General features: G+C 67.6%; 10 protein-coding genes. 4 read left to right on the plus strand and 6 right to left on the minus strand.

Annotated elements, in window-relative coordinates:
- Nucleotides 1-72 precede the first annotated feature (72 nt).
- The 4 genes from DB31_RS36990 to DB31_RS37005 all read right to left on the minus strand — a co-directional run bounded on the left by DB31_RS36990 (nt 73) and on the right by DB31_RS37005 (nt 4,793).
- Complete coding sequence (locus tag DB31_RS36990; protein WP_044197004.1) at nt 73-294, minus strand: hypothetical protein; 222 nt, start codon at nt 292-294, stop codon at nt 73-75.
- 102 nt (nt 295-396) lie between these two features.
- A complete protein-coding gene (locus DB31_RS36995; RefSeq protein WP_044197006.1) occupies nt 397-2,304 on the minus strand; it encodes a hypothetical protein in 1,908 nt (635 codons plus the stop codon).
- 68 nt (nt 2,305-2,372) lie between these two features.
- On the minus strand, nt 2,373-3,329 hold the full coding sequence (locus DB31_RS37000; RefSeq protein WP_044197008.1) for a hypothetical protein: 957 nt from the start codon (nt 3,327-3,329) through the stop codon (nt 2,373-2,375).
- 141 nt (nt 3,330-3,470) lie between these two features.
- Nucleotides 3,471-4,793 carry a Vgb family protein gene (locus DB31_RS37005; protein WP_052420547.1) on the minus strand — a complete coding sequence of 441 codons (1,323 nt, stop codon included), beginning with the start codon at nt 4,791-4,793 and terminating at the stop codon, nt 3,471-3,473.
- A gap of 240 nt (nt 4,794-5,033) precedes the next feature.
- On the opposite strand from DB31_RS37005, the gene hydA reads away from it, so the two are divergent.
- Genes hydA through preA form a run of 4 tightly spaced genes read left to right on the plus strand, consistent with a single transcriptional unit; the run spans nt 5,034 to nt 10,108 of the window.
- The gene (gene hydA, locus DB31_RS37010; RefSeq protein ID WP_044197010.1) at nt 5,034-6,428 is read left to right on the plus strand and encodes a dihydropyrimidinase; all 1,395 of its coding nucleotides are present in this window, start codon (nt 5,034-5,036) and stop codon (nt 6,426-6,428) included.
- Nucleotides 6,429-6,460: 32 nt separating this feature from the next.
- Nucleotides 6,461-7,336: a nitrilase-related carbon-nitrogen hydrolase gene (locus DB31_RS37015; RefSeq protein ID WP_083969128.1), complete on the plus strand. Its 876-nt coding sequence runs from the start codon at nt 6,461-6,463 to the stop codon at nt 7,334-7,336.
- Nucleotides 7,337-7,375: 39 nt separating this feature from the next.
- Nucleotides 7,376-8,713: an FAD-dependent oxidoreductase gene (locus tag DB31_RS37020; protein ID WP_240487086.1), complete on the plus strand. Its 1,338-nt coding sequence runs from the start codon at nt 7,376-7,378 to the stop codon at nt 8,711-8,713.
- A 6-nt stretch (nt 8,714-8,719) separates the two neighbouring features.
- On the plus strand, nt 8,720-10,108 hold the full coding sequence (gene preA / locus DB31_RS37025) for an NAD-dependent dihydropyrimidine dehydrogenase subunit PreA (RefSeq protein ID WP_044197012.1): 1,389 nt from the start codon (nt 8,720-8,722) through the stop codon (nt 10,106-10,108).
- On the opposite strand, the gene DB31_RS37030 is transcribed toward preA, so the two are convergent.
- Nucleotides 10,109-11,668 (minus strand): NCS1 family nucleobase:cation symporter-1, encoded by a 1,560-nt coding sequence (locus DB31_RS37030; RefSeq protein WP_240487088.1) that lies wholly within the window; start codon nt 11,666-11,668, stop codon nt 10,109-10,111.
- A gap of 93 nt (nt 11,669-11,761) precedes the next feature.
- Nucleotides 11,762-12,394, minus strand: coding sequence for a GNAT family N-acetyltransferase (locus DB31_RS37035; protein ID WP_044197016.1), 633 nt, complete (start codon nt 12,392-12,394; stop codon nt 11,762-11,764).
- Nucleotides 12,395-12,406 lie beyond the last annotated feature (12 nt).

Raw genomic sequence — 12,406 nt, forward strand, 5'->3', positions numbered from 1 at the left:
CACCGCTGCGCCGCGCAATGCCGTTGAGCGAGGGGCTCCGCGCGACGCCTGCGGAGCGCGTAGCACCCAGGCTCAAGGCTGGGGGGGCTCGGCCGCAGAAGGTGGGGTGGCCGGGCCGCGCTTCTTGGGGACAAGGGAGCGGCGCGGGCCTTTGAGGGCCACGCTCAGCAAGAAGGCCCCGGGCAGCAGCATGCCGAGCCCTTGGGAGAAGTTGGTGGGCGGATGCACCACCATCCCGAGCACGAGCGCGGCGAAGAGCAACCCACAGACCAGGCGCAGCACCAGAGAGTTCACGGCGGCGACTCTACTTCAAGCCGCTCCAGCCCTGCCTGCTTCCCTCCGAGGCAGGGAAGGGAACTCAGGCCTCCTTGCTCTGGGGAGCCGGGACGTCGCGCCTCAGCCACCGTAGGGGGTGGAGAACTCCGCCCACCGCCCGTTGGGCTGCAGCCCTGTGCCGGGGTTCTGGGTGCGGTTCTCGGCGGTGCGCAGCTCCCGCGCGGACTTCGCCAGCGACTCGATGGACAGCACGCGCGCGTTGAGCTGCGCGTCCTCCGCGCCCTCCAGCTGCTGAATCCACGTGCGCATGAAGCGGACGGCGTAGAGCACCTCGTCGCGGTCGAAGATCTCACCCGTCTTCTTCAGGTCCTCCTCCACCAGGTAGATGAACATCCGGGCGAAGTTGGCGAACATCCGGTTATGCACTGGGCGCCGGCGGCTGTCGGCGGGGGGCGGGCTGAAGTTGTCGCGCAGCTGCTTGAAGCTGAAGGTGCGCACGCTGGCGATCTTCCCCGTGCCCGCGCGGAAGCCCGGCGCATCCATCCAGTCGCGCGCCGCCGACTTCTCCACCGCCATCTTCGCGACGACGAAGGCGTGGTGCACGTCGTAGTAGGGCAGCAGGACGGACTCCAGGTAGTCCCCGATGAAGGTGGCGAAGCTGTCGCCCTCGTAGAGCAGCGCCGGATCCCGCTGGAACGACATCAGGAACCAGGTCTGCTGGAACACCTCGCTCTGCTTGATGCGGGCCTCCGTATAGGAGGGTTCGCTGTGGATGGTCTGGTCGACGACGGGGGGCAGCACGGTGCACGGGTGCGCTCCGTCGTCGCACGTCACCGGGAGCCTGCGCGCCAGGGGCTGGATGCGCAGGAAGTCCCCCGTCTCCCAGATGGGGTTGCGGGCGATGACTTTCTCCAGGTGGTTGCGCAGGGGCACGGGCTCGGAGCCGGTGCGCTCGTCCACAAGCAGCTCGGGGTAGCGCAGGGTGCCGTGACGCAGCATGTGCTGGAAGACCTGGAGCGAGCGGTACTTCAGGCGCATCCACTCACAGGCGCGCGGGTAGTCCGCGAGGTTGGCGCCGGCCAGATCCGGGTTGCACGCCGTCAGCGCGGGGACGGCGTCGTAGTAGCCCCAGAGGTTGCGGTCGCTCGGGTCGGACAGGTACGCGTCCACCAGACGGTACCACTCGGCGCTCGCGCTGGGCTTGGGCTGGGTGGCCATGTCCGGGAACCACTCGAAGACGGAGCGGTGCTCCTCGCCATGGAAGCCATCCTCGGAGAGGTGGTCGAACGGCAGGCCCAGGCGCAGCTGGCGCAGGTCGATGGCGAGCAGCTCCTCATAGGCCTGGCGGGCCTTCTCCAGCGAGTCGATGCGGCCGGTGGCCCACAGCAACTTCCGGTCGTTGAGCAGGTGGTCCATGAAGAGCTCGTCCCGCTCGCTCTGGGCGCGCGAGTCATGGACGGGCAGGCCTTGTGTCTTGGCGGCGAAGGGCTCGTAGGCGGGCTGGAGCGGCCGGAAGCGCGCGGGGTGCAGCAGGCGCTTCATGTCGTAGCGCTGCCGCTGCACATGGACGAGGCCGACGATGGCCTGGGCCCGGGCGCTGTCGACATGGGTGGCGGCGCGCCGGAGCACATCTGCGTCCGTGTACCCGACACGCGCCAGCTCGATGGCATCTGGGCTGTGGCAGCTGGCGCAGGAGCCGCGCGTGCCCTCGTAGCGCCAGGCCGCGAGGCCCGTGTTGTAGCGGGTCTGCAGTTCCTCGGCGCTCATCGCGCTCGCCACCGCATAGGGCGTGCCGCACAGGGGATCCGAGCCAGAGGACTCAGGGCAGAGCAGGGACTCGGGGTACTCGGCGGCCTCGGAGACCGGGGGGGTGGGCACCGAAGGCACCGGGTTCTCCGGCGTGGGCTCGGGGGGAGGGGGGGCCTTATCGCCGCAAGCCACCAGCACCAGCAGCGCTCCGAGCGGCAGCAGCCGCAGGGAGGACGTGGACCCACAACGCGGAAGGCCAATCGTCAGGAGCGAGCGCATGGCCGGAGATCAGACGGCCAGGCGGCAAGCCCGGTCAAGCGGGCAGCAGGACCCCTGTGCCTTCAAGACTAGAACTGGCCAGCGCGGGCCTCGTCGAAGGACACCCGGTGCTTCATGTAGAGGGTGTCCAGCATGTGGTTGCTGATCGGGTTGAGGTTGCCGTCCGTGAAGCGGTGCACCACCGCGCCCTTGCCCGCGTCCTTCAGGAACTGGAGCGGATCCAAGCTGCCGCCCAGGCCCGTGAGCGTGGGCACGGGGTCCGCGTTGTTGACGTAGTGCACGTACTGCGGCCCGTCCGGGTACTTCGTCGAGGCAGCCCCGAAGGTCTCCACCTTGAGGTGGCTCATCAGGTTCTCCACCTGATCCTTGGACATCCCGTCCTCGGCGCGCAGCCGCTTCTCCACATCAAAGAGGGCGCGCGCGGTGATGAGGCCGCCCTGGCTGTAGCCCATCAGGTGCACGTCGCGGCCGGCCTTCAGCTCCGAGTAGACGGTGTCGGCCAGCGTGTCCACGGCGGGGTTGGTGCCCTTGTCGAGCTTGTCCGTCACGCACTGGGCCAGGTCCGCCGTCAGGCCCTGGGTGGCGTTGTGGATGCCCACCACCTTGGCGCCCGAGGTCTCCGCGATGGACTGCATCTCCTTCATCTGGCCATCCAGCGGCGTCATGATGCCGTTGACGTAGAGGAGGGTCTCCGAGGGGTTCGGGTTGTTCTTCGGCGTGACGCCGGGGATCTGGCTCAGCGGGGTGCCGGGCGGGAACGTCTGGCCCTGCGTGCCCACGAGCTTCCCGTCGTTCAGGCGGTCCGGCTTGGCGTCACCGCCGAACAGCTTGTTCAGCTCCGCTCCGTGCGCGGCCTCGAACACGTCCAGGCCCATCTTCACGAAGCGGGGAATGTCGGCGATGCCGTCCTTGGCCAGGTCCACCAACTTCCCGATGGGATTCAGGGACTTGGACTCGGGGGTGGCGCGCGCGGCGGTGGTGCTGGCCGGGCTGAACGCGCTCTGGTTGCGGTGGATGGAAGTCATGGGAGGCTCCTGCAAACCTTTGCTTTGAAAGGTGATGCTTTGCCTGAATTATCCCACATGGTGGGGGAAAGTTGCGTGCCTGCGCCCACATTGTGGTGAAAAGTCGTTTTCGAAGGGGCCGCGCGCCTGGGGAGGGAGGGCTCAGAGCGGGAGCCGGTGGTACAGCGGCAGGTCGGCAGGGGCGGGGTAGAAGGAGAACCAGCCTGCGTAGCCGACGTCCGGACTGGTGATGACCGTCGTGGGGGACTTTTCGCCCGAGCTGAGGAGCTGATCCGGGCCGAACCGGCCGAACTCCCCCGCCCGAAGCGCGAACCACATGCCTCGGCCCTCGTCGAACACAATCCCGTCCGGGAGCGCGGTGACGGTGAGGCTGATCAGGACCGAGGGCGTGAGGGTGACTTCGCCTGAGCCCTGCTGGTCGGCGGGGGTGAGCCGGGCGAAGGTGCCATCAAAGGTGCCCCACAGGTTGCCGTTCGCGTCGAACGCCAGGCCCGAGGGCGCGCGGAGGTCGGCGAAGACAGGCCCGGGTGTCCTGCCCTGGATGACGAGGTCCGGAGCCGCGGTGGACGAGGCCGTGAGGCGGCTCGCGTTGTAGCGGGCCACCCGGTCCGAGCCAGTGAAGGCGACCCACAGGTTGCCGCCCGCGTCGAACGCCAGCCCCGAGGGCCCGTCGAGCCCAGTGAGCTCGACGCCGGGCGTGGGGCTGCCGCTGGCGGTGAGCTGGTCCGGGGTGTAGCGGACGATCTTATTGTTGAAGACCACGGAGACCCAGAGGTTGCCGCTCGCGTCGAAGGCCAGCGCGCGGGCGCGGGGGAAGCCGCCCTCGAGGGGGCCGCCCTTCAAGGTGATGTCCGCGGCCTTCTGGCCCGAGCTGCCCAGAATGCTCGCGGGGAGCCTGAGCACCGGCGGATCCGCGGTGGTGCCGCCGACCACCCACAGGTTGCCCTCCTTGTCGAACGCGGAGCCGTCCGCGCCTCCGGTGGTGGCCGCCACCGTGGCGGCGGGGCTGCCGCTGGCGCTCAGCAGCGTCGAGGCGAATCCAAGCAGGGGCGCCGTGCCGCCCGAGCCGTTGCTGGTCCACAGCTTCCCGCTGCTGGCAATGGGAGAGTACGTCACCGTCACCTCGGTGCGCTCACCGCCCCGCACGCAGGCGGAGGAGGACGAGGCCACTCCCCGATAGGCTGTTCTCACCGGCTCCTGAAACGGTGCGACGGTCTGCGGAAGGATCTCCACAGTCCCCTGAGGCCAGCTCAGCTCCCCGGCTCCCTCCTGGAGACGGGTCAGGTGCGAGTCCTTCACCTGAATCTTCGCGGCCGCGGGATTGGGCAGCCCGGTGACGATGAGCTGGAGCGTTCCGAGTCCTCCGCTCCCGGTGCATCCGGTCTCGGGCGGCTTGTCCTCCGAGCCGCACGCCGTGAGGAACAGCAGAGAGCCCAGCAGGCTCAGGAGCCAGCGTCCGCGCATGACACCTCCAAGGGAAGGAGAGGGGGCAAGTCCACGCGCACGGGCTCCGAGCGTCAATGCAGGTGAGCCCTCAGCTGGACGCTTCGCGTCAAGGACGGCGGGTGTGTCTGCCTGACGGTCCAGCGGCGGGCCATGGGGCCGTTCTCACCCGCGTCGAGCCCCCCAGCATGGGGGGCCGAGTGTTTGCCACACCATCTACCTACAGGGTATTCAGTCTGCTCTGAACCATAAGGGGAGCACATGAGCATCCTCATCAAGAACGGCCGCATCGTCACCGCCGTGGATGACTACGTGGCGGACGTGTTCATCGAGGGCGAGAAGATCACCCTCATCGGCAAGGACCTGAAGGTCCAGGCGGACAAGGTGATCGACGCCTCGAACCGGCTGGTTCTCCCTGGCGGCATCGATCCCCACACGCACTTCGACATGCCGTTCGGCGGCACCACGTCGGCGGATGACTTCGCCAGCGGCACGAAGGCGGCGGCGTTCGGCGGCACCACCACCATCATCGACTTCGCCATCCAGACCAAGGGCGAGTCCACGCTGAAGGGCCTGGACGCGTGGCACGACAAGGCCAGCGGCAAGGCCACCATCGACTACGGCTTCCACATGATCATCACCGACATGCCGGACGAGCGGCTGCCGGAGATGCGCCGGTTGGTGGATGAGGGCATCACCTCGTACAAGCTGTTCATGGCGTATCCGGGCGTCCTCTATGTAGACGACGGCACGCTGTACCGCACGTTCCGGCAGGCGGGGGAGAACGGCACCCGCATCTGCATGCACGCCGAGAACGGCATCGTCATCGACGAGATCATCAAGGGCGCGGTGAAGGACGGGAAGACTTCGCCCAAGTGGCACGCGCTCACGCGGCCCACGCGCATGGAGGCCGAGGGCGTGCACCGCGCCATCGCCATCGCCGAGGTGGCCAAGGTGCCGCTGTACATCGTCCACCTGTCGAGCTCGGACGCACTGGAGCAGGTGAAGATCGGCCGGGCCCGCGGCGTGGACGTGGTGGCGGAGACGTGTCCCCAGTACCTCTTCCTGGACCACAGCTACTACGAGCGCGAGGGCTTCGAGGGCGCCAAGTGGGTGATGACGCCCGCGCTGCGCGAGAAGTGGAACCAGGACGTGCTGTGGCAGGGCCTGAAGTTCCGGGACTTGGAGACGATCGCCACGGACCACTGCCCGTTCTGCTTCAAGGACCAGAAGGAGCTGGGCAAGGACTCCTTCACGAAGATTCCGAACGGGGCGCCGGGCGTCGAGAACCGGATGAGCCTCGTCTACAACGGCGGCGTGGTGGGCGGACGCATCAGCCTCAACCGCTTCGTGGAGCTCACGTCCACGGCGGCGGCCAAGGCGTTCGGCCTCTTCCCGAAGAAGGGCACCATCGCCGTGGGCTCCGACGCGGACATCGTCATCTTCGATCCGGACCGCAAGGAGACCATCAGCGTGAACAACCCGCACACCCACCACATGAAGGTGGACTACAGCGCCTACGAGGGCTTCCAGGTGCAGGGCTTCACGGAGACGGTGCTCTCCCGTGGCCGAGTCATCATCGAGAAGAACGAGCTGAAGACCGAGGGCGGCGGCCAGTACATCAAGCGCGCCACCCACGGCTCGCTGCTGCGCTGAGCGCGGTCCCATCCCCTTTAGAAGAGGAATCCATGGCACGTAAGGTCATCGGCGGGCTCATCCAGATGTCCAACCCCATCAACGATCCGTCGGCATCCGTGCAGACGATCCGCGATGCGATGTTCGAGAAGCACCTGCCGCTCATCGAGGAGGCCGGCAAGCGCGGCACGCAGATCCTCTGTCTGCAGGAGGTCTTCAACGGCCCCTACTTCTGTCCCTCGCAGGATCCGAAGTGGTGCGATCTCGCCGAGCCCATCCCCAACAGCCCCACGGTGGAGCGGCTGAGCGCCTACGCCAAGAAGTACCAGATGGCGATGGTCATCCCCATCTACGAGCGAGAGATGGCGGGCGTCTACTACAACACCGCGGCGGTGGTGGACGCGGACGGCACGTACCTGGGCAAGTACCGCAAGAACCACATTCCTCAGACGAACGGCTTCTGGGAGAAGTTCTTCTTCAAGCCGGGCAACCTGGGCTACCCCACGTTCCAGACGCGCTACGCGAAGATTGGCGTGTACATCTGCTACGACCGGCACTTCCCCGAGGGCGCGCGCCTGCTGGGCCTGAACGGGGCGGAGATCGTCTTCAACCCGTCCGCCACGGTGGCGGGCCTGTCCCAGTACCTGTGGAAGCTGGAGCAACCGGCTCACGCGGTGGCCAACGGCTACTACATCGCGGCCAGCAACCGCGTGGGCACCGAGGCCCCGTGGAACATCGGCAAGTTCTACGGCACCAGCTACTTCTGCGATCCGCGCGGCCAAATGCTCGCGGTGGGCAGTGAGGACAAGGACGAGCTCGTCACGGCGGAGATGAACCTCGACATGATCGAGGAGGTGCGCCGCACCTGGCAGTTCTACCGGGATCGCCGCCCGGACACCTACGAGAACATGGTCAAGCAGCTCCCGTAGTTCGAGTCGAGCACTGAGGTCTTCACCGAAATGAGAGTCATGGAACCGAAGCGCTTCGACCTGCCTACTGGCCGCGCAGAGGAGGGCTTCAAGGACAAGAAGCCCCTCTACACATTCGGCGAGGCGATGGCCGAGGCAAACCGTTGCCTGTATTGCTCGGACGCGCCGTGCATCAAGGCGTGCCCCACCGCCATCAACATCCCGGAGTTCATCCGGAAGATCGGCACGGGCAACGTGAAGGGCGCCGCGCGCACCATCCTCACCGCCAACATCCTGGGCCAGAGCTGTGCCCAGGCCTGTCCGGTCGAGGTGCTGTGTGCGGGCTCATGCGTCTACACCGGCTGGGGCCGCGAGCCGATCAACATCGGCCGGCTGCAGCGCTACGCGGTGGAGAACACGCTCGAGAAGACGCCGGAGCTCTTCCAGGCCAAGCCCTCTACCGGCAAGCGCATTGCCCTGGTGGGCTCGGGCCCCGCGTCCATCGCGGCCGCGGGCATGCTCGCGCTGGAGGGACACACCTGCATCATCTACGAGCGCAAGGCCATCCCCGGCGGGCTCAACTCGCTGGGCATCGCCCCGTACAAGCTCAAGAGCCCCGAGGCCCTCCGCGAGTTCGAGTGGGTGCTCTCGCTGGGCCGCATCGAGCTGCGCATGGGCGTGGAGGTGGTGGAGCAGGCGAAGGAGCCGGGCCAGGTGTCCACCTCGGAGCTGCTCGCGTCCCATGACGCCGTGTTCCTCGGGCTGGGGCTCGGGGCGGACTCCAAGCTGGGCGTGCCCGGCGAGGAGGGCGAGGGCGTCCACGGCGCCACCCACTTCATCGAGCGCATCAAGGTGGAGCCAGGCCTCGCGCTGAAGGGCGTGAAGCGCGCCATGGTGGTGGGCGGCGGCAACACCGCGCTGGACATCGCCCACGAGCTGGCGCTGCTCGGCGTCGAGGTGGACATGGTGTACCGCCGCTCCGAGAAGGAGATGGGCGGCTACTCCCACGAGCTGGACGGCGCGCGGGTGGACGGCGTGCGGCTCGTGGAGAACCGCCAGCCGGTGGAGATCGTCCACAAGGATGGAAAGGTGGTGGGCGTGAAGCTGGCCACCACCCGTGATGGCAAGCCCGTGCCGGGCACCGAGGAGCTGGTGCCGGTGGAGCTCGTCTGCATGGCCATTGGCCAGGAGCGCGCCACCGGCGTGGCTCGGGCCTTCCCGGGCGTGGAGCTGGACTCCCGCGGCCGGGTGAAGGTGGACGCGGCCACGCACCGCACCGGCAACGCCAAGGTGTGGAGCGGCGGGGACTGCGTCAACGGAGGCAAGGAAGTCGTCAACGCCGTCGCGGAAGCGAAAGTCGCCGTCCGGGACATTCAACGGCACTTGGCAGGAGCGTAAAGAGCGATGGCCGATCTGGAGATTGATTTCTGTGGGGTTCGCAGCCCGAACCCCTTCTGGCTGGCTTCCGCGCCGCCCACCAACACCGGCGATCAGGTCATGCGCGCCTTCGACGCGGGCTGGGGCGGCGCCGTGTGGAAGACGCTGGGCAACCCCATCGTCAACGTGACGAGCCGCTTCGGTGGCATCGACTACGGCAGCACCCGGCTGATGGGTCTCAACAACATCGAGCTCATCACCGACCGGCCGCTGGAGGTGAACCTGCGCGAGATGCGCGAGGTGAAGCGGCGCTACCCGAAGCACACCCTCATCGCCTCGCTCATGGTGGAGACGAAGGAGGAGTGGAAGGAGATCATCCGCAAGGCCGAGGACACCGGCGCGGACCTCCTGGAGCTCAACTTCGGCTGCCCCCACGGCATGTGCGAGCGTGGCATGGGCTCGGCCGTGGGCCAGGAGCCCAAGGTGCTGGAGGAGATCGCCCGGTGGGCCATGGAGTACGCCCAGGTTCCCGTCATCGTGAAGCTCACGCCGAACGTGGGCGACATCCTCGAGCCCGGTGAGGCGGCAGTGCGCGCGGGTGTCCCGGCGCTCTCGCTCATCAACACCGTGAAGTCGCTGATGGGCGTGGACCTGGACCGCATGGTGCCGCTGCCGCGCGTGGGCAACGCCTCCACGAACGGTGGCTACTGCGGTCCGGCGGTGAAGCCCATCGCGCTGCACCTGATGTCGCAGCTGTCGCGCCATCCGCAGTGCGGCAAGCTGGCCATCTCGGGCATCGGTGGCATCTCCAACTGGAAGGACGCCGCCGAGTTCATCGCCCTGGGCGCTACCTCCGTGCAGGTGTGCACGGCGGTGATGCACTACGGCTACCGCATCGTCGAGGACATGATCGAGGGGCTCTCGAACTTCCTGGACGAGAAGGGCATGAAGTCGGTGATGGAGCTGCGCGGCCGCGCGGTTCCCGCGTACCAGGACTGGGGCGAGCTGGACCTGTCCTACAAGCTGGTGGCGAAGATCAACGAGGACAAGTGCATCGGCTGCCAGCTTTGCTACGTGGCCTGCATGGACGGCTCGCACCAGTGCATCCACGTGCCGGGGCGCACGGAGGAGGAGTCGCGCAAGGCTGGCCACACGCACATCCCGAAGGACATCCCCAACCGCGTGGTGACGGCGAAGGCCGGCACGCCGGGCGCCCGGGTGCCCTTCGTGGACAACGACGAGTGCGTGGGCTGCAACCTCTGCCAGCTGGTGTGCCCGGTGCCGGACTGCATCACCATGGAAGAGCTCCCCACCGGCAAGCCCATGGAGACGTGGAATGACCGGGTGGCCAAGGGGACAGACTTCGTTCCCGGCGGCCTGGAGGCGACCCAGGCCGCGCGCAGGAAGAGCGGCTAGCTAGGACACCGCCGCGTTGGGAGGCGGCTGCGGCTGGGCCTTGGGAGCCAGCCGCATGCCCGCCAGGTACACGGCGCCCGCCAGGATGAAGCCCGTGAACCACGCGTAGACGTAGATTTCATCGAAGAAGCCCGGCGGCCCCTCGATGAGCTTCACGCTCTTGAGGAAGCCCGGCAGGTTGGGCAGCACGCCCACCACGAGCGCGACGACGGCGACCCAGTTGGTGCCCGCGTAGCGGCCATTCGGGCGGTACAGGTCCGCCACATCCAGCTCCTTCCGGCGCAGCAGCCAGTAGTCGGCGATCATGATGCCGGCGATGGGGCCGAGCAGCGCCGAGTAGCCGATGAGCCAGTTGAAGATGTACGTCTCCGCGCTGGAGAGCAGCTTCCACGGCATCATCACGATGCCGAGGATGCCGGTGATGAGCGCACCGGTCTTGAAGCTGATGTGGCGTGGCGAGAGGTTGGCGAAGTCGTTGGCCGGGCTCACCACGTTGGCGGCGATGTTGACGGACACGGTCGCCACGCCCACGCCGAACAGGGAGATGAGGGCCACGACTGCGCGCGTGCCCGCGGAGGCGATGAGCGGCGCGTCCCGGCCGATGGCGTTCGACGAGCTGGTGAGCTGGCCGAGCAGGAACATCGGGTCCCACAGCTTGCCCACGTCCACGCCGTGCAGGATGGCCTGGGTGGCGCTGGTGATGATGACGCCCATGGCCGAGAAGGCGATCATCGTGGTGGGCAGGCCCAGTGTCTGGCCGAGCATCTGCTCCTTCTGGCCTCGGCCGTAGCGGGTGAAGTCGGGGATGTTGAGCGAGAGCGTCGCCCAGAACCCGATCATGCCGGTGAGGGAGGGGATGAAGACCTTCCAGAACTCGCCCACGGTGGCGAACCGCGAGGGCTGCTCGAGCATGGGGCCCAGGCCCCCCGCCGTCATGACGGCCCACACCAGCAGGACGCCGGCCATGACCAGCACGAGCGGTGCCGCCCAGTTCTCGAAGACGCGGACCGCGTTCATCCCCTTGTAGATGATGAGGATGTGGAGCGCCCAGCAGAGCAGGAAGGTGATGGCGCTCGGCACGGAGAGGCCGAACAAGGTGGTGCCTTGCGCGATCGTTCCGAACGAGGGCCAGAGCGCTTCGATGAGGGTCTTGGCCGCCTCGCCACCGATGAAGGTCTGGATGCCGAACCAGCCGCACGCGACGATGGCGCGCAGCAGGGCGGCGATGTTGGCACCGGTGGTGCCGAAGCTGGCGCGGGCGAAGACGGGGAAGGGGATGCCGTACTTGGTGCCCGGGTGCGCGTTGAGCAGGATGGGCAGCAGCACGATGAGGTTGCCCAGGCCGATGGTCAGCAGCGCCTGCCACCAGTTCATGCCCACGGCGATGAGGCCGCCGGCGAGCATGTAGGTAGGGATGCAGTGCGCCATGGAGATCCACAGCGCGGCGAAGTTATAGGTGGTCCAGTTGCGCCGCGCCTTGGGGATGGGCGCGAGGTCGCCGTTGAAGAGCGGGCTCTGGGCGATATCCGGTGGGAGCTCGGCGAGCGCTTCCTGGGTCAAGGCTGGGTCGTGAATGGCGCATTCCCCCGAAAAAGTGGGTGACGCCAGCATACACGCCTGTGGGCCCTACCCTAAAGGTGGGGCCCGCCGCGCTCAGGCGAGCTTGCGCCCGAGGAAGTCGAAGGCCTCGAGCTGAAGCTGGCTGGCTGCGGTCCGCAGGTATTCCGACGCCAGGAGCGTGAAGCACATCAAGTCACCCCGGGGGTGGTGCGGGGCGAGCTGCCTGTCTCTCAGCCGCCCCTCGAACGTGAACCCCAGCCGTCGCGCCATCGCCGCGCTCCGCTCATTCCCCGGCGAGCACATCAAGTCCAACCGCCGCACCTTGTCGAACTCGAAGGCCACCTTCACCATCGCCGCGGACATCTCTGTCGCGAGGCCTTTGCCCACCGCGTCCTTGCGGAACCAATAGCCGATCTCCAGCGCCGAGATGCCTGCCCGCTTGAGCAGGAAGCCCTCCCCCATCATCCGCCCGCTCTCCGGATCGAACGCCCCGTAGGTCCGGTCCTGGTCCAGGTCGAAGTTCCCCCGCATCCGCCGCACGTGCGCGAGGTGCACCTCCAGCGGCTGGACTGCCTCGGGATAGACGTCCGCCAGGTGCTCCCCGCTGGAGTCGTGAGCCTCCTTCCGGAGCGCCGCATCGCCCGGCTCCAGGCAGCGGATGAGGAGGCGAGGCGTTCGCAGGAGGTACGGCGGAGACACAGGCGGCACTGCGGTGGGCGTGCTCATGCCGCGGTTCTA

This window comes from Hyalangium minutum (assembly GCF_000737315.1).
Taxonomy (GTDB): domain Bacteria; phylum Myxococcota; class Myxococcia; order Myxococcales; family Myxococcaceae; genus Hyalangium; species Hyalangium minutum.